Source organism: Sphingomonas sp. PR090111-T3T-6A (assembly GCF_000383095.1).
Taxonomy (GTDB): Bacteria; Pseudomonadota; Alphaproteobacteria; order Sphingomonadales; family Sphingomonadaceae; genus Solisphingomonas.
The window spans coordinates 44,453-60,412 of sequence record NZ_AORL01000023.1; the positions used below are offsets into that span (position 1 = coordinate 44,453).

General features: G+C 66.5%; 17 protein-coding genes and 1 pseudogene. 8 read left to right on the forward strand and 10 right to left on the reverse strand.

Translation table 11 applies throughout. The annotated features are described in order from the left end of the window. Nucleotides 1-135 precede the first annotated feature (135 nt). The 7 genes from cyoA (at nucleotide 136) to ST3T6A_RS21635 (ending at nucleotide 5,504) form a co-directional block, all read left to right on the forward strand. On the forward strand, nucleotides 136-951 hold the full coding sequence (cyoA, locus tag ST3T6A_RS20560; RefSeq protein WP_235785853.1) for a ubiquinol oxidase subunit II: 816 nt from the start codon (nucleotides 136-138) through the stop codon (nucleotides 949-951). After that, nucleotides 951-1,313 (forward strand): COX aromatic rich motif-containing protein, encoded by a 363-nt coding sequence (locus ST3T6A_RS22080; protein ID WP_019834344.1) that lies wholly within the window; start codon nucleotides 951-953, stop codon nucleotides 1,311-1,313. Before cyoA ends, ST3T6A_RS22080 begins: the two co-directional genes overlap by 1 nt. 21 nt (nucleotides 1,314-1,334) lie before the next feature. After that, entirely contained in the window at nucleotides 1,335-3,332 is a 1,998-nt protein-coding gene (cyoB, locus tag ST3T6A_RS0117955; RefSeq protein ID WP_019834345.1) for a cytochrome o ubiquinol oxidase subunit I, read from the forward strand. A gap of 1 nt (nucleotide 3,333) precedes the next feature. Next, nucleotides 3,334-3,972, forward strand: coding sequence for a cytochrome o ubiquinol oxidase subunit III (cyoC, locus tag ST3T6A_RS0117960; RefSeq protein ID WP_019834346.1), 639 nt, complete (start codon nucleotides 3,334-3,336; stop codon nucleotides 3,970-3,972). Next, nucleotides 3,969-4,337 carry a cytochrome o ubiquinol oxidase subunit IV gene (gene cyoD / locus ST3T6A_RS0117965; protein WP_019834347.1) on the forward strand — a complete coding sequence of 123 codons (369 nt, stop codon included), beginning with the start codon at nucleotides 3,969-3,971 and terminating at the stop codon, nucleotides 4,335-4,337. Before cyoC ends, cyoD begins: the two co-directional genes overlap by 4 nt. A 17-nt stretch (nucleotides 4,338-4,354) precedes the next feature. After that, a complete protein-coding gene (locus tag ST3T6A_RS0117970; RefSeq protein WP_157602969.1) occupies nucleotides 4,355-5,074 on the forward strand; it encodes an SURF1 family protein in 720 nt (239 codons plus the stop codon). A gap of 271 nt (nucleotides 5,075-5,345) precedes the next feature. After that, nucleotides 5,346-5,504 carry a hypothetical protein gene (locus tag ST3T6A_RS21635; protein ID WP_019834349.1) on the forward strand — a complete coding sequence of 53 codons (159 nt, stop codon included), beginning with the start codon at nucleotides 5,346-5,348 and terminating at the stop codon, nucleotides 5,502-5,504. 4 nt (nucleotides 5,505-5,508) lie between these two features. On the opposite strand, the gene ST3T6A_RS0117980 is transcribed toward ST3T6A_RS21635, so the two are convergent. From ST3T6A_RS0117980 to ST3T6A_RS21640, 3 genes are all read right to left on the reverse strand, one after another. Then, nucleotides 5,509-5,940, reverse strand: a complete 432-nt coding sequence (locus tag ST3T6A_RS0117980) for a low affinity iron permease family protein (RefSeq protein ID WP_019834350.1) — start codon at nucleotides 5,938-5,940, stop codon at nucleotides 5,509-5,511. 77 nt (nucleotides 5,941-6,017) lie between these two features. Beyond that, nucleotides 6,018-6,548, reverse strand: coding sequence for an MgtC/SapB family protein (locus tag ST3T6A_RS0117985; RefSeq protein ID WP_019834351.1), 531 nt, complete (start codon nucleotides 6,546-6,548; stop codon nucleotides 6,018-6,020). Nucleotides 6,549-6,564: 16 nt separating this feature from the next. Further along, nucleotides 6,565-6,729, reverse strand: a complete 165-nt coding sequence (locus ST3T6A_RS21640; RefSeq protein WP_019834352.1) for a hypothetical protein — start codon at nucleotides 6,727-6,729, stop codon at nucleotides 6,565-6,567. 80 nt (nucleotides 6,730-6,809) lie between these two features. On the opposite strand from ST3T6A_RS21640, the pseudogene ST3T6A_RS20565 reads away from it, so the two are divergent. After that, nucleotides 6,810-7,511 (forward strand): annotated as a pseudogene (locus ST3T6A_RS20565) (UdgX family uracil-DNA binding protein); the annotation flags it as partial. A gap of 61 nt (nucleotides 7,512-7,572) precedes the next feature. Here the strand turns inward: ST3T6A_RS20565 and ST3T6A_RS0118000 are convergent. From ST3T6A_RS0118000 to kdpC, 7 genes are all read right to left on the reverse strand, one after another. Next, nucleotides 7,573-9,057 carry a tryptophan halogenase family protein gene (locus ST3T6A_RS0118000; protein WP_026359845.1) on the reverse strand — a complete coding sequence of 495 codons (1,485 nt, stop codon included), beginning with the start codon at nucleotides 9,055-9,057 and terminating at the stop codon, nucleotides 7,573-7,575. 20 nt (nucleotides 9,058-9,077) lie between these two features. Beyond that, nucleotides 9,078-10,109 (reverse strand): cupin-like domain-containing protein, encoded by a 1,032-nt coding sequence (locus tag ST3T6A_RS0118005; RefSeq protein WP_019834355.1) that lies wholly within the window; start codon nucleotides 10,107-10,109, stop codon nucleotides 9,078-9,080. 4 nt (nucleotides 10,110-10,113) lie between these two features. After that, complete coding sequence (locus tag ST3T6A_RS0118010) at nucleotides 10,114-10,872, reverse strand: SapC family protein (RefSeq protein ID WP_026359847.1); 759 nt, start codon at nucleotides 10,870-10,872, stop codon at nucleotides 10,114-10,116. A gap of 185 nt (nucleotides 10,873-11,057) precedes the next feature. Further along, nucleotides 11,058-14,261 (reverse strand): TonB-dependent receptor, encoded by a 3,204-nt coding sequence (locus ST3T6A_RS0118015; protein WP_019834357.1) that lies wholly within the window; start codon nucleotides 14,259-14,261, stop codon nucleotides 11,058-11,060. Nucleotides 14,262-14,563: 302 nt separating this feature from the next. Then, nucleotides 14,564-14,887: a polyhydroxyalkanoic acid system family protein gene (locus tag ST3T6A_RS0118020; protein ID WP_019834358.1), complete on the reverse strand. Its 324-nt coding sequence runs from the start codon at nucleotides 14,885-14,887 to the stop codon at nucleotides 14,564-14,566. A 68-nt stretch (nucleotides 14,888-14,955) separates the two neighbouring features. Beyond that, nucleotides 14,956-15,363: a hypothetical protein gene (locus ST3T6A_RS0118025; protein ID WP_157602971.1), complete on the reverse strand. Its 408-nt coding sequence runs from the start codon at nucleotides 15,361-15,363 to the stop codon at nucleotides 14,956-14,958. After that, complete coding sequence (kdpC, locus tag ST3T6A_RS0118030; protein WP_019834360.1) at nucleotides 15,360-15,950, reverse strand: potassium-transporting ATPase subunit KdpC; 591 nt, start codon at nucleotides 15,948-15,950, stop codon at nucleotides 15,360-15,362. The genes ST3T6A_RS0118025 and kdpC overlap by 4 nt, the downstream gene beginning before the upstream one ends. Nucleotides 15,951-15,960 lie beyond the last annotated feature (10 nt).

The following is a 15,960-nucleotide window of genomic DNA, read 5'->3' on the forward strand; positions in this document are numbered from 1 at the left end:
AATTTTGATTGCCACGGTACTTTGCCAACGACGGGGACGCAACGATACTCTCTTGCTGTTTGTTCATCCGGCGGTCCACTATAGCGGGGCTCTGATCGAGCGATCGAATCGGACAAGGGAGGGCTCGCGGGACGCATGCGGAGACAAGCACCCAACCCCATCGGCAACGGCCTGCGCTTCAGCCTCCTGGCCCTGTCCGCGCTCCTCGGCGGATGCAGCCGGGACGTCATGAACCCCGCAGGGGATATCGCCCTCCAGCAACGCAATCTGATCCTTTTCGCCACGCTCGTGATGCTGCTCATCATCGTGCCGGTGATGGTGCTCATCGTCCTCTTCGCCTGGCGTTACAGGCGCGGCAATCCCAACAAGACCTACGATCCGGGCTTCGATCATTCGACCACGCTCGAACTGGTCATCTGGGCCTGCCCGCTGTTCATCATCATCGCCTTGAGCGCCGTCACCTGGACGAGCACGCATCTGCTCGATCCCTTCCGGCCGCTGGCGCGGATCGCGCCGGGCAAGCCGGTTCCGCCCGGCACCAAGCCGCTGGAGGTGCAGGTCGTCGGTCTCGACTGGAAATGGCTGTTCATCTATCCGGATCTGGGCGTCGCGACGGTCAACGAACTGGCGCTGCCGACCAACGTGCCGGTCCATTTCTCGATCACCTCGACCGACCAGTTCAACACCTTCTACGCGCCGACGCTGGCGGGCATGATCTATGCCATGCCCAACATGCGCTCCGAGCTGAACGCGGTGCTCAACCGGCCGGTCGAGACCACGGGCTATTCGGGCAACTATACGGGCCGCGGCTTCTCGGACATGCAGTTCAAGCTGCACGGCCTGTCGCCGGCGGACTTCGATCGCTGGGTGGCCGGCGTGAAGGGGGCGGGGGTGGCCTCGCGACGCAGACCTACATCGCGCTCGCCCAGCCGAGCGAGCGGGTGCCGGTGATGCACTTCGCCGCGGTGCAGCCGGGGCTGTTCGAGCGGATCGTCAACCGCTGCGTCGAGCCCGGCAAACCGTGTGCGGTCGACGTCATGCGGCGGGACATGCAGCGGGCGGGCGGCAACCCCGAAAACCCGCAGATGGGGGCCGGCATGGCGCCCGGACGCGAGTCGGCGCCGGTCCCCGGCGGGCAGCCCGTGCCCGCGCTGGAGAAGACTCCGCAGGAGAAAGGCTCCGGCCCGAACGTGACCAGGACGGTGCAGCCCGGCACGCCCGGCCAGCGCACGCCCGGCGATCCGCGCAACCGCGACATGACGCGGGCCGATCCCTCCCTCGCCCCCGGCGCGGTGCGCGCCGGTCACGCCTGATCTCGTGCCAGCGGAACAGCTATGACCGACACGCTCACCAAGATGATCTTCGGACGGCTGACACTGGAGGCCCTCCCGATCCACGAGCCGATCCTCGTCATCACCTTCGTCGTCGTGGCCCTGGGAGGGCTGGCGGTGCTGGCGGCGATCACGCGCTATCGCCTCTGGGGCTATCTCTGGAAGGAATGGTTCACCAGCGTCGATCACAAGCGGATCGGCATCATGTATCTGGTGCTGGGCATCATCATGCTGCTGCGCGGCTTCTCGGACGCGCTGATGATGCGCGGGCAGCAGGCGGTCGCGTTCGGGGCGGACCAGGGCTATCTGCCGTCGCACCATTACGACCAGATATTCACCGCGCACGGGACGATCATGATCTTCTTCGTGGCGATCCCGCTGGTGGTGGGCATCGTCAATTTCGTGATGCCGTTGCAGATCGGCGCGCGCGACGTCGCCTTCCCCTTCCTCAACAATCTGAGCTTCTGGCTGACGGTGGCGGGCGCGATCCTGGTGATGCTCTCGCTGTTCGTCGGCGAGTTCGCCCGCACCGGCTGGCTCGGCTATGCGCCGCTCTCCGAGCTGGATTACAGCCCCGACACGGGCGTCGATTATTATCTCTGGTCGTTGCAGATAGCCGGCGTCGGCACCACGCTGTCGGCGATCAACATGGTCGCCACCATCATCAGGATGCGCGCGCCGGGCATGACGATGATGAAGATGCCGGTGTTCTGCTGGACGGCGCTCTGCTCCAACGCGCTGGCGGTCGCCATCTTCCCCGCGCTCACCGCGGCTTTCCTGCTGCTCCTCCTCGATCGCTACGCCGGCACCCACTTCTTCACCAACCAGCTCGGCGGCGCGCCGATGATGTACTGGAACATGGTGTGGATCTGGGGGCACCCGGAGGTCTACGTCCTCGTCCTGCCGGCGTTCGGCATCTTCTCCGAGATCACGTCGACCTTCACGGGCAAGCGCCTCTTCGGCTATTCGTCGATGGTCTACGCGACCGTGGTCATCACCATCCTGTCCTATCTGGTCTGGCTGCACCATTTCTTCACCATGGGCGCAGGGCCGAGCGTGAACAGCTTCTTCGGCATCGCCACGATGGTGATCTCGATCCCCACGGGGGCCAAGATCTTCAACTGGCTGTTCACCATGTACCGGGGCGACATCCGCTTCGAGCTGCCGATGATGTGGGTGGTGGCCTTCATGCTCACCTTCGTGATCGGTGGCATGACCGGCGTGCTGCTCGCCATTCCGCCGGCGGACTTCGTGCTGCACAACTCGCTGTTCCTCGTCGCGCACTTCCACAACGTCATCATCGGCGGCGTGGTGTTCGGGCTGTTCGCGGGGATGGTCTACTGGTTTCCCAAGGCGTTCGGCTTCAAGCTCGATCCCTTCTGGGGCCATGTCGCCTTCTGGGGCTGGACGGTCGGTTTCTGGATCGCCTGGGCGCCGATCTACATCGTCGGCCTGATGGGCACGACGCGGCGCGTCCACCATTTCGACGACCTGTCGCTCCAGCCCTATTTCGTCGTCGCGGCGATCGGCGCGGTGGTGATCTTCATCGGCATCATCGGCTTCGTGATGAGCATCGTCATGGGCATCGTGAAGCGCGACCAGCTTCGCGACACCACCGGCGATCCGTGGAACGGCCGCACGCTCGAATGGTCGACCACGTCGCCGCCGCCGCCCTATAATTTCGCGCTGACGCCGGTCATCCACGATCTCGACGCGTGGTACGACATGAAGACGCGCGGCTATGAGCGGCCGGCGGACGGCTTCCGCCCGATCCACATGCCGCGCAACACCGGCGCGGGCGTGATCCTGGCGGGGCTCGCCTTCACGCTCGGCTTCGGCATGATCTGGTACATGTGGTGGCTGGCGGCGATCAGCTTCGTCGGCCTGTTCGTGGTCGCGATCGGTCACACGTTCAACTTCAACCGGGACTATTTCATCCCCGCCGAGGAAGTCACCCGGACGGAGAGCAGCCGACCGCAACCGCTGGAGGCGAGGGCCTGACATGACCGATCGCGCTTTGGAACCCGGCGAGAGCGGCGCCATCACCTGGCATCAGGTGGAGGAGGAGCACCACGATCATGGCGGCGGGGGCGCCACGATCCTGGGCTTCTGGATCTACCTGATGAGCGACGCGCTCATCTTCGCCTCGCTGTTCGCGATGTTCGGCGTGGTGAGCAGCAGCTATGCGGGCGGGCCGACCCCGCGGGAGATCTTCGATCTGCCGCTGGTCGCGCTGAACACTGCCTTCCTGCTCGCCTCCTCGATCACCTTCGGGCAGGCGATCCCCTATATCGAGGCGGGCCGCGTCGGCCCGACGCGCCTCTGGCTGGCGGTGACGGGCCTGCTCGGCGCGGCCTTCATCGGGGTGGAGCTGTCCGAGTTCGCCCATCTCGTGGCGGAAGGCGCCGGCCCGCAGCGCAGCGCCTTCCTCTCGGCCTTCTTCACGCTGGTGGGCACGCACGGCGCGCACGTCACCTGCGGCCTCATCTGGATCGTCACCATGCTCGTGCAGCTCGGCCAGCGCGGGCTGACGCACGACATGAAGCGGCGGCTGATGTGCCTGTCGATGTTCTGGCACTTCCTCGACATCATCTGGATCGGCGTGTTCACCTTCGTCTATCTCTATGGAGTGGTCCGTTGAGCACCTCCCACACCGACGCGCATCACGCCCATAGCGGCGAGCCCGGCCACGGCAGCCCGCGCAGCTATCGGATCGGGGCGGCGCTGGCGATCCTGCTGACGGTGCTGCCCTTCTGGCTGGTGATGGCGAGGCCGCTGCCCAGCCCGGGATTGACCGCCGCGCTCATCTTTGCGCTCGCGCTCGTCCAGATCGTCGTCCATGTGATCTGCTTCCTGCATCTGGACACGCGATCGGAGGGCGGGTGGACGCTGCTGTCCTTCCTGTTCACGACGGTGATCGTGGTGCTCACCATCGGGGGCTCGGTTTGGGTCATGTTCCATCTCAACACCAACATGATGCCGATGCCGACCGTCCCGATGCACTGATCGTTCGGGAAGGCCTTATGGAAGAAGACGTCCCCAGCCGGGGCAAACGTATGGCGCTCGCCGGCTTCGCGATGCTCTGCGTCGCGCTGTTCGGGGCGCTGTGCGTGTGGCAGATCGAGCGGCGCGCGTGGAAGCTGGCGCTCATCGACGCCGTCGACAAGCGTGTCCACGCAGCCGCGACGCCCACTCCCGGGCCTGCGGACTGGCCGAGAGTCTCGGCGGCGCGCGACCAGTATCGGCACGTCACGGTCGAAGGCCGGCTGCTGAACGACCGGGAGACGCTGGTGCAGGCGCTCACCGAGCAGGGCCCCGGCTATTGGGTGCTGACGCCGTTGCAGACGCCTGCGGGATATACCGTCCTCATCAACCGGGGCTATGTTCCCGAGAAGCAGGCCGATCCCCGATCGCGCGCGAGCGGCCAGCCCGCCGGCCCGGTGCGGATCACGGGCCTGCTGCGCATCACGGAGCCCAAGGGCCGCATCTTCGAGCCGAACGAGCCAGCGCAGGGGCGCTGGTTCTCGCGCGATGTCGCGGCGATCGCGAGGGCGCGGGGGCTGGGAACCACGGCCCCTTATTTCATCGATGCGGATGCGGCGCCGAACCCCGGCGGATGGCCGCTGGGCGGGCTGACGGTTATCTCCTTCCCCAACAACCATCTCGTCTACGCGATCACCTGGTTCAGCCTGGCGCTGCTCTCGGCCTATGGCGCGGTGATGTTCTGGCGGGAGAAGGCGTAGCGGGCAGGGCTGCTGCGCCGAACGGCCGGAAAAAGCGCCCCGGCGGACAGGGAATGACCCGCCGGGGCGCGGAACCGATCAGCGGCTCGGTTCACGCAAGGTCCAATCCCGCACCGGCCCAAAAGTTTCGGCGCCGTTGGAAAAATCCCTGCTCGCGCGGCTGCCCGTCCGTCGCGGCGGGGCGGGCCTGCCGCCGGAGAGGCGGTGGAACTCCCCGTGCGGACGGGCGGTTGGTTCCTGCATCGGCATCCGCCATGCAAAGGAGCCCCTCTTGCCGCACAAGCCCGAAATCGAACCCCGCAAGGAAAAGCGCGCCTTCGCCGTCTGGGTCGTGGCCGCGCTCTTGCTTCTGGCCGCGGGCGTCTTCGTGGTGACCGAGGTGCTGCGCACCTTCCCCACGCACGTCGTCGATAGCTCGCCCTCCCGCTAGGCGGTCAGCTTCGTTCGATCAGCTTCGCCATGCTGGTCTGCACCGTCTCGCTCTTGTCCTGACGGGAATCGGATTCTTCTCCCGCTTCCTCCGCCTCCTTCTCGATCGCGGCCCGTATCCGTTCGATCTGCCGGTCCGTCAGATGCTCGATCGCGATGAAGTGTCCGCGCGCGCCGTCGAGCGCGCGGATCAGCTCGTCGAGCTTGGCCTGCATCGCGGCCGCGTCGCGATTCTGGCTGTTCTGGATGAGGAAGACCATCAGGAAGGTGACGATCGTGGTCGCGGTGTTCACCACGAGCTGCCAGGTGTCGGAATAATGGAACAGCGGGCCGGACACGCCCCACAGGACGATCAGCATCGCCGCCAGCACGAAGGCGAGCGGTTGCCCCGCGAAAGCGGCGATACGGCCTGAGATATTCGCGAAGAATCGGTCCATTCTGGTCTCCGTTCGGGGGCGGCGGGCGCCCGGATTTCCGAAACGAGCCTGATGGTTCTTTGCTCCGGCGGGTGCGTCTAGCGGTCGCTCTCCCGCGAGGCCGTCATCCGCGTGCTGCCCCGGCGATTGGGGAGCCTGTCCGGCTCGTCGCCGGCCCTTGTGTGGCGATGCGCGGGGAGCCAGCGCTTCACCCACCGGTCGAGCAGCAACAGCAGCGCCGCCATCGCCGATGCCAGCCCGACGAGGAGATATTGCCCCGCGCCCGCGCCGATGCCGGCGGCGGCGGCGGTCCACAGGCTGGCGGCGGTGGTCATGTTGCGGACGCCGCCGCCGCGAATGAAGATGAGCCCGCCGGCGATGAAGCCGATCGCCTGCGCGAGCCCCTGGATGACGCGCAGCGGATCGCTATGGCCCCCCTCCCGCCGCAGCGTGTCGAACAGCAGCAGCGAGGAGATGGTGATCATCGCGGAACTGAGCGAGACGAGCGCATGGGTGCGCAGCCCCGCGTCGTGCCGGTGCCATTCGCGCTCCAGCCCGAGCACCAGCCCGATCAGCGTCGCCACCCCGAGGCGGAGGAGCATCGCCGCCCAGTCGGAAGGATCGAGCATCGCCGCGGCACCTTCCTCAGTAGCGCTGGCTGTCGCCCTTCGGGCGGCCCTTCGCCTCCTTGCGGGCCTTTTCGATCTCCCGGGCCGTTCCCTTGGCAGGATCCGGTTTGCGATGCTCGTGCGCGGTCTGGTCGGCGCCTTCGATATCCGATGACGGGCCGGATGGGGGCGGCTTGGCCATGTCTTTCTCCTGCCGGACTGCTGTGTCCCCTCCCGGAAGGGAAACGAAGGCCTTTCCCTGCCTGTTCCGAAGGATCGGCGCCGGGGCGGGGAAGGAAAGACATGCCCGGAGCCGCGTTGGTGCCGGGTGCGGAGCTACGGGAGATGCCGATGGTCGCGAAAGCCGCCGCCCGAACGGGGAGCAACGCCCGCAGCGCGCTCGACGCGCTGCGCGAGGAAGCGACGGGGTGCCGCCGCTGCCCGCTCTGGAAGCCCGCCACGCAGACCGTGTTCGGCGAAGGCCCGGCCGACGCGCGCCTGCTGTTCGTGGGCGAGCAGCCGGGCGATCAGGAGGATCGGGCGGGCCATCCCTTCGTCGGCCCGGCCGGGCAGTTGCTCGATCGCGCGCTGGCGGAGGCCGGGATCGATCGCGCCGCCATCTACGTCACCAATGCGGTCAAGCATTTCAAGTTCGAGCCGCGCGGCAAGCGCCGCATCCATTCCAAGCCCAACGCATCGGAGACCGAGGCCTGCCGCTGGTGGCTCGATCGGGAGCGCGCGATCGTGCGGCCGCATGTGACGGTCGCGCTGGGGGCGACGGCGGCGCAATCGCTGCTCGGGCGGAGCACCACCATCTCGGGCAGCCGGGGCCGGGCGATCGCGCTGGAGGACGGCTCGGAACTCTGGGTGACGGTGCATCCGAGCTTCCTGCTGCGCGTGCCGGGCGAGGATCGGCGCGCGGAGGAATATCGCCTCTTCGTCGCCGATCTGGAACGCGTGCGGGAGCGTCTGGCGGCGCTGTGAGGCCGATGCCGGCAGGCCGCGTCCTCCGTCGCGGCGCAGGCCGGTAGAGCCCCGACAGGCGTCAGGCGGCCGAGCAATATTGGTCGAGGAAATCCTGATGGCGGGGCAGGTTCGCCACCGCCTTCGCGATATTGCCCTTGAGGTTGACGAGCGCTTCCCGAAGCTCCTCGGGCGGGAGCAGGCGGCCCATCTGGTGGTGCCCCTTCGGCCGCACGCGCTGGCCGAGCATCACCTGGAGCCAGCTATCGACGCGGAACAGATCGTCCGCATCCTGGACGAGATGCCCATCCTCGCGGAACAGCGCGACGCGCTCGGCCAGCGACTCGGGCACCTCCATGGTGCGGCAATAATCCCAGAAGGGCGAGTCATCGCGCTCGGTCTGGTGATAATGCAGGATCACGAAGTCGCGCACCCGCTCCAGCTCGGCGCGCGACTGCTGGTTGTAGCGGCGGACCAGCGCCGGGTTCATCCCGTTGAACGGGAAGTTCTGCACCAGATGCGTCGCGCCCAGCATGATGAGGTGGATGCTGGTCGACTCCAGCGGCTCGACGAAGCCCGAGGCGAGGCCGAGCGCGATGCAGTTCTTCTCCCACACCGTCTTGCGCGTGCCGGCGCGGTAGCGGATCAGGCGCGGCTCGGCGATCGGCTCGCCGTCCAGCTTGGCGAGGAAGCGGGCGCGGGCCTCCTCGTCCGACATATGCTCGCTGCAATAGACGAAGCCGTTGCCCATCCGGTGCTGGAGCGGGATGCGCCACTGCCAGCCGGCCTCGTGCGCGCTCGCCAGCGTATAGGGGGAGGCGGGCTTGGTGGAGGGCGTCTGCGCGGCGATGGCGCTGTCGGTCGGCAGCCAGTGGCGCCAGTCCTCGAAGCCGGCCTTGAGCGTCTGCTCGATCAGCAGGCCGCGGAAGCCCGTGCAGTCGATGAACAGATCGCCTTCCAGCACGCGGCCGTCGCTGAGCAGGAGGCTCTCGATATAGCCCGTCTCGCCGTTCTGGCGGACCTCGGCGATCTTGCCCTCGACGCGCTTGGCCCCGTGCGCCTCGCTGAAGGCGCGCAGGAAGCCGGCATAGAGCCCGGCGTCGAGATGATAGGCGTAGTTGATGTTCGCCTTGTCGGATGTGGCGAAGCGCTCGGCCTTGGCCGCCTGAAGCTCGAAGCAATAATCGCCGATCTCGCCGCCGAAACCCTGCGCCGCCGCCTGCATCCACAGATGCTGGAAGCCGCCCATCCACGTCGAATGGCCCACCTGCCCGAAGGAGTGGATGTAGCGGTCGCCGATGCCGCCCCAGTTCTCGAAGGTGACGCCGAGCTTGAAGCTCGCCTTGGCGGCCCGCATGAAGCCGCGCTCGTCGAGGCCGAGCAGGCGGTGGAAGGTGCGCGCCGTGGGGATGGTGGATTCGCCCACGCCGACCGTGCCGATCTCGTCGGACTCGACCAGCGTGATGTCGAGGAGCGGCCCCAGATGGCGGGAGAGGGCCGCCGCCGCGATCCAGCCGGCGGTTCCGCCCCCTGCAATCACCACTCGCTTCACGGTCTGCGTGCTCACATCGGGCTCCGGGTTCAAGGTTATCGGTTGAGGCGGTTGAGGAGGAGGGCGCGCAGCCGCCGCGCCTTCATCTCGTCGAGCGGGCCGAGCGGGCCTTGCGCATGCTCGGGCAGATGGGCGGCGGCGCGATCGGCGGGGCCGAAGATGTAATAGTCGAACAGCTCGCGCCACGCCCGCTTCTCGCTCTCCGGCCGGTCGCGGAGGCTCAGCAGGCCGTGGAGCAGCGTGTTCTGGGGAGAATCCAGGAAGCGCGGCGCGCCGGTCCACCAATAGTTGATCATGGCGTTGAAGGCATCGAGCGCATCGACCTGATGCCACCAGAGCGCGGGATAGAAGAGCACGTCGCCCGGCTCCATCTCGACCACCCGCGCGGCGGCGAGCGCCTGTGCGAAGCGGGGAAAGCGATCGAGATCGGGCGCGTGGAGATCGACCATGCTGACCACCTGCCCGCCGGGCGTCGGCTCCAGCGGGCCGGGGTAGAGATTGTGGACCTGCTCGGGCGGGAAGAGGGTGAACCGCCGCCGGCCGACCATGCAGCAGGCGATGTTGTTCGACATGTCGTAATGGGTGGCGGCGGTGGTGCGATTGCCGATCCAGATGCTGACCAGCGGCGGGCTCGCCCCGAAGGCCGCCTCGTCGAGCGCAAGTCCGTTCTCGGCGCGCAGGCCCGGCAGATAGGAATCGAGATCGGTCGACCCCACGTAGAAGGAGGGCGCCTCGGGATCGTCGAGATGCCCGCGGATGCGATCGAGGAAGGCGTCCAACGCGACGCTTTCGGCCCGGAAGTTCATGGCCGTCACATCGTCGTTATAGAAGAAGCGCCCCTTGATCTCGGGCGCGCCCGTATAGCCCGCGACCGGACGCCCCCGATAGAAGCCCTTGAGATAGGCCATCGCCGCATCCGCCCCCCCGGCGCCTGCGCGGACCAGCGGCCAGTCGCGGGCGAGGCCCTTGAACAGCACCGGCTGCTGGCCTTGCAGCAGCGCGGCGAGGTCGATGTCGGCCGCCGTCCGGCCGGTCACGGTTTCGACGGGCGGCACCGTGTCCAGCATGGGATCAGGCTATCTCGGGCACGCGCCCGGCCTCGCGCTTGCGGTTCTTCATGTCGATCAGGCGGCTGATATTGCCCATCGACTGAACCACGTTGAACGCCGCCCGCAGGAAGCCCGCACGGTGCAGCTTCTCCAGCGCCGCGCCGTCGAGCTGCTGGAGCTTCTCGGCGCTGACCGTGTGATAATCGGGCAGGTCGTAGCGCGTCGTCTCGTCGAGCGATATCTGGAGGCGCACCGGCTCGATCAGCCCATGCTCGGCAAAGGCCTCGTACATCGCCTGGCCGACCTCCAGCCCGTCATGGATGACGCGCAGGATACGGATCTCATGGTCGAGATAGGGGGCATGGCCGCCCTGGGCCAGGAAGAGCGGCTGGCTGCCTTCCTCCTCGCCGCCGCGCCGGATGCGGGGGTGGTCGAGATCGACATGGATCATCGGCTCGCGGATGCGCTCGCCCTCCACCTCGCGCTCCTGAAAGCCGATCAGGAAGGGGCCGCGCTGGTGGATGGCGGGGACGTAGCGGCCGGTCCAGCCATTCTGTTCGAGATAGAGATTCTCGTCGCGATCGAGGCCGAGCAGCACCACCGCCTGATAGCGGCCATCCTCGGCCCGCTGGAACAGGATCGGATATTCCCGCTGCGCTTCCTCGAATTCGGTGGGGAAGATCAGCGTCTGGTTGACGGCGTCGCCGAAAGCGGCGGCATGGCCGAGCATGACCCGGAGATCATGATGCTCGACATTGTTCAGCAGCATTATGTTCGTCATGCGAAAATCCCGAGAGCTTGTCGCTGGCCCGTCGGCCGCGCCGCCGTTTCCGAAGAAGCGTCAGCGCCCCGATCGAGCGGGACCCGCATCAGCATGGAGCCAAGTCAGGCCCCGTTTCAACCCCAAGGAAAAGGGCCGCCACCCGAAAGCGGCGGCCCCTCCTTCGTCCGTAAGCTCGTTCAGGCTCAGAACTTGTAGCGCGCCCCGAAAAGGAAGCGGCGCTGCAGTTCCTGCGCGAACCACACGTTGCTCACCGAGCGGCCATAGGTACGCAGGCTCTCGTTGGTGAGGTTGATGGCTTCCACCGTCACGCCGATACGCGGCGTGATGTCGTAGCTGATGTTCGCATCGAGCTGACCGTAAGCCTTGGTGTTGACCGGGTTACGATAGCTGTCGCGGTTGAGCGACGACAGGAACTTGTCGCGCCAGTTGTACGACAGGCGGGCGGAGATGCCGTTCTTGTCGTAGATCAGCGTGGCGTTGGCCGAGTTGCTGAGGCCCGTCAGCGCGAACTGGTCGACGTTCGGATCGCCGCCATTGTCGAAGCCGACGTCGCCATGGACGTAGGTGAAGCTCGCCGCGACGCCAATGCCCGTATTCCCGAAGAAATGCTGGCCCTGAAGTTCGAAGCCCCAGATCTGCGCATCCCGATTGTTGATCGGCTTGGAGATGGAAAACTGGTAATCCGGGTCGTCCGCATTGCCGTCGATGTCGACCGCCGACAGGACGTCGTTGACGAAGGCCTGGTCGACGGTGTGCGTCGCCGGGTTGTAGTGCGCCCCGAACTCGGTCGCCGCCGCGGCCGCGCCATCCCGCTGGATGAGGGCCGCATAGGTGAACAGGTTCACGTCGCTGATGTCGGCGCCCAGACCCTGGAGCGCGGCCTTGGCATCGCCCGAACGGGTGCCGGGAGCGCCCGAAGTGGGATCCTTCAGGCCGAACAGCGGTCCGGTCGTCTCGCCCGTGCCCAGGAAGTTGTGCACGCGCTTGTCGAAGAAACCGACCGAGATGTAGCTGTCGCGCTTGTAATACCACTCGAACGACACGTCGAAGTTGTCCGAGATCAGCGGCGCGAGGTTGGTGTTGCCGGTGGTCGCGGTCGGGACGCCGCCGATCGCCGTCGGACGCGGCGGGCCCGACACGGCGGTCGACGCGAACAGCGTGTCGTAGTTCGGACGCGCGATCGTGCGGCTCGCCGAGAAGCGGGCGATCAGGTTCGACTTCAGGTTGAGCGAGAAGTCGAACGCCGGCAGCAGGTTGTCGTAGTGGCCGGTGTTGCGCAGCACCGTCGGCGTGTTGGACACCTTCACCGTGAAGTCGTTGTCCGACACCCAGGTGATGGCGGTCGGCACGGCTTCGAGCGAGGTCGCCTGCTCTTCGGTGTGCTCGTAACGGGCACCCGCGACGAGGTTGGCGTCCATGCCGGCGAGCTGGCCCTTCCAGGTGACCTGGCCATAGACGGCCCAGATCTTCTCGCGGACGGTGTTGTTCTCGTTGTTGGTGATGGCGACCTGGTGGCCGTCCGTGCCGTTGGCGGAGTCGACCGCAAGATAACCCTGCGACAGATCGTTGTAGAGCGTCAGCGGATCGCCGCGGAAGGCGATCAGGTTCGCGCCCGTGGCGTGCGGATCATAGGAGTTGAACTTGCAGAGCAGGCAGAAGTCATGAAGCGTGCCGGGCGACATCGCCTCGACGTCGCCGGGATTGTCGACCGACCAGTTGCCGAGCGTCTGCTGGGTCGCCAGCAGCTTCTCGTTGGTCTTGGTGTCGCGATACAGGCCGCCGAAGTCGAAGCGGCTGCCGCCACCCAGATCCCAGCCGCCGTCGGCGCGGATTTCCTTGACCGTCTGGCGCTGGCTGGTGGTGAAGGTGCGGCCGATCGACGAACCGACGTCGCCCACGTCGAGCACGCCGTTGTTGTTGCCCTTCTGGGAATCGTCGATCGTCTCGTCCTGGACGGGGATCGGGCCGCTGTAATCGACCGAGTGCGCGGCGATCACGTTGGCGCCGAGGCCGACGAGGGTCGAGCTGGTGCCGTTCTTGTTGTCCGGCAGAACCGACGACTTGCCGTAGTGGCCGTCGACCGAGAAGGTGAAGCGGTCGGTGACGTCCCACTTCGCGTTCAGGCCGTAATCCTGAAGCGTGTTCTTCTGGGCGCGAGCCTGCTGTTCGAAGTCGACGTCCTTCACGCCTGCGATGGTTTCATGCAGGTAGGTCGTGGTCGCGACGGTCGGGTTGTTGTCGAAGGTGACTTCGTCGAACGGACGGTTGAACCAGTTGGATTCGTCCGAACGGATTTCCTTCTGCTTGGTCTGGACGTAGAGGGCATCCGCCGTCAGCGTCAGCGTGTCGACCGGCTTCCACTGCACGACGCCGCGCGTGTTGAAGCGCTCATACTTGTCGTCCGAGAAGTGATAGCGGCTGTCGTTCGGGACCGAGACCAGCTCGTTCGGGTTCGACGGCATGTTGTTGATCTTGGTCGTGCCGTCGCTCTTCACGAAGCCGTTGGCCGGATCGAGGAAGTCCGAAAGAGTACGGATGTTCCAGTCGTTCGACGTGGCGGCGACGGTCGAGAAATGGCGCTGCGAATAGTTGCCGAACAGCGAGACGCCGAAGGTCTGATCCGGATTGCTCCAGTTGAGGACGCCGGTGATGTCGGGCGTGACCTTCGAGCCGCAATGGACGCAGTCGTCGGCGCTGGTGTCCCAGTTGGCCTTGGCGCCGATCGAGCCGTTGAAGCCCGGATCCTTGGCGTCGAGCGGCGAGCGGGTTACGACGTTGATCGTGGCGCCGATGCCGCCCGAGGGAACGGCCGCGCGGCCGGTCTTGTAGACTTCCAGCGTCTTGACGCCTTCGGTCGCGATGTTCGAGAAGTCGAACGAGCGGGTGACGCCGCGCGAACCGTCGCCGCTTTCGTCGCCGCCGACCGTCTGGTCGTAGGAGGACGCCAGCGTGCGGCCGTTCAACGTCACGAGGTTGTAGCTCGGGCCGAAGCCGCGAACGGTGACCTGCGCGCCTTCGCCGTTGACGCGGTCGATCGACACGCCGGGAATGCGCTGGAGGGATTCCGCGAGGTTCGTATCGGGGAACTTGCCGATATCTTCCGCCGAAATCGCGTCGACGATGCCGAGCGTGTTGCGCTTGATCGCGATCGAGCGTTCCAGCGAGGCGCGGATGCCGGTGACGACGATCTCGCTGCCGACGCCTGCGGTGGCGGCGTCACTTTGCGGACCGGCGGCGGTTTGTGGTGCGGCGAGCGTGGGTGCCGCTGCGTCCGACGGCCCCGAGGCCGTCTGCGCCATCGCGACGCCCGGTATCGCAAGACCGGTGGCGACAGCAATCGTCGATGCCGAACGCGCAAGCGTCGGCAAGAGCCCGAAGCCCTTCATGAAACCCCCTCCATCTGGCGCCGGTCCCTGATACCGGCCTCATTTTTCACTCGGGCAATCTTACGCCGCCCGATGGTAGGGCTACCATCCAGACACCAATTGTCAATGCTGTCATCCGCTAAAATCCTAGGATGTGCATCTGTGCAACAGCACCATGACTTGGCCTGTTTTGACCTGTTCTTAATTTATCACATCAATACTCGGAAAACCGCATTGAGCCGTACTTCCGAGGCGCGTTGATCGCGAAAATCGGGGTCCGGGAAGAGGTGGGCGCTGCAACATCCGGACACGCGCCAGCAGGCTTACCCCGAATGATCGGGCAGCAGCAGCTCCTCTCCCCCACGCTGAATCGCTGCCGAGATGGCTCCGGACATGAAGGAAAGAATCGGTGGTAGAATGAGACCAACGCGCACGATTCGGTCTTCGATATCGATCGTCGCGTTCGCGGATTGCCCGAGCGCCACGATGTGGACGGTCATGCGATCTTCGCCCGGCCAGGCGGTCGTCATCTGCGCGACGCCTCCGGGGATGTGCTGCGGCAGTTCCCCGATCCGGTTCGCGAGCCGCCGGCGCACTTCCTGCCGGCCGAGCGTATGGGGAATTTCGATCGTCGGCCCGCTGGCCATGGCGCCTCGCCTTTCGGGTTGATCGTATCACTGCTGAAACAGGCGGGGCGAGGCGACGGTTCCGGGGCTCAGGCGGTCATCCGGCCATGGGGGGCGGCTGGTTCGGGATCGACCGGAGGATCGTCGGACGACCAGCGGGATTCCTCAAGCGCGGCCGGCGCGCGCGAGATCCAGCGCTCGGAGATGCGGACCCGGTCGAACAGGTGATGCCCTTCCAGAAGCAATGCGGCGCCGGCACTGCCCAGCGCGAAGGCAACCAGTGACAGAAGATAGACCAGCGGTGGCTGCTCTGCGGGAACGGGCGCGCTGATCGCGACGAGGATGTGGCCGACGCCATAGGCCGCCGCCAGCAGGAGTAGGCCGAACGGTCGCAGCGTCCAGCGCAGGAGGCGCTTGTTCTTCTGGTCCATCATCCGTTCCCAGGCTGCCGGGCGGAACGCCGCCCCCGCGCGAAGCAGGGGCGGCAGGCGCGTCACGGCTCGGGGTGGCCGAGCGCATCGAGTGCGCGGTTGAGCGCCAGCACGTTCACGCGGGGGTCTCCGAGGAAGGAGATCGCCGGCGTATCGATGCTGCGCGTGACGAGCTGGCGCACCACGTCGACGCCGAGGCCGCGCGCCTTCGCCACGCGGTCGACCTGGAAGAAGGCGGCGTCCGGTGAGATGTCCGGGTCGAGGCCTGATCCCGAGGCGGTCGCGAGGTCGGCGGGGATCGCGCGGCCGGGGGCTTCGGTGGAGAGCTTCGTGACGTCGCCTTTCACGCGGTCGGCGAGCGGCTGACTCGTCGGGCCGTAGTTTGAGCCGGACGAGGCCGTGCCGTCATAGCCCTTGCCCGCCGCCGACGGGCGGGGGTGGAAGTAGCGATCGGAAGCGAAGGCCTGGCCGATCAGCTCGGAGCCGATGGCCTTGCCGGCCTTGTCCGTCACCAGGCTGCCATTGGCCTGGTGGGGGAAGACGGCCTGCGCGACGCCGGTGATCGCCAGCGGATAGACGAGCCCCAACAGCACCGCGAAACCGGCGGTCATCGTGAAGGCGGGGCGCAATGAGGTGGTGAAGTCCTTGGCCATGATGAAATCC

Bases quoted from the DNA above. Each gene is read 5' to 3' on its own strand.
- cyoA (WP_235785853.1), top strand. From the start codon at position 136: ATGCGGAGACAAGCACCCAACCCCATCGGCAACGGCCTGCGCTTCAGC.
- ST3T6A_RS22080 (WP_019834344.1), top strand. From the start codon at position 951: ATGCACTTCGCCGCGGTGCAGCCGGGGCTGTTCGAGCGGATCGTCAAC.
- cyoB (WP_019834345.1), top strand. From the start codon at position 1,335: ATGACCGACACGCTCACCAAGATGATCTTCGGACGGCTGACACTGGAG.
- cyoC (WP_019834346.1), top strand. From the start codon at position 3,334: ATGACCGATCGCGCTTTGGAACCCGGCGAGAGCGGCGCCATCACCTGG.
- ST3T6A_RS0117970 (WP_157602969.1), top strand. From the start codon at position 4,355: ATGGAAGAAGACGTCCCCAGCCGGGGCAAACGTATGGCGCTCGCCGGC.
- ST3T6A_RS0117980 (WP_019834350.1), bottom strand. From the start codon at position 5,940: ATGGACCGATTCTTCGCGAATATCTCAGGCCGTATCGCCGCTTTCGCG.
- ST3T6A_RS0117985 (WP_019834351.1), bottom strand. From the start codon at position 6,548: ATGCTCGATCCTTCCGACTGGGCGGCGATGCTCCTCCGCCTCGGGGTG.
- ST3T6A_RS21640 (WP_019834352.1), bottom strand. From the start codon at position 6,729: ATGGCCAAGCCGCCCCCATCCGGCCCGTCATCGGATATCGAAGGCGCC.
- ST3T6A_RS0118005 (WP_019834355.1), bottom strand. From the start codon at position 10,109: ATGCTGGACACGGTGCCGCCCGTCGAAACCGTGACCGGCCGGACGGCG.
- ST3T6A_RS0118010 (WP_026359847.1), bottom strand. From the start codon at position 10,872: ATGACGAACATAATGCTGCTGAACAATGTCGAGCATCATGATCTCCGG.
- ST3T6A_RS0118015 (WP_019834357.1), bottom strand. From the start codon at position 14,261: ATGAAGGGCTTCGGGCTCTTGCCGACGCTTGCGCGTTCGGCATCGACG.
- ST3T6A_RS0118020 (WP_019834358.1), bottom strand. From the start codon at position 14,887: ATGGCCAGCGGGCCGACGATCGAAATTCCCCATACGCTCGGCCGGCAG.
- kdpC (WP_019834360.1), bottom strand. From the start codon at position 15,950: ATGGCCAAGGACTTCACCACCTCATTGCGCCCCGCCTTCACGATGACC.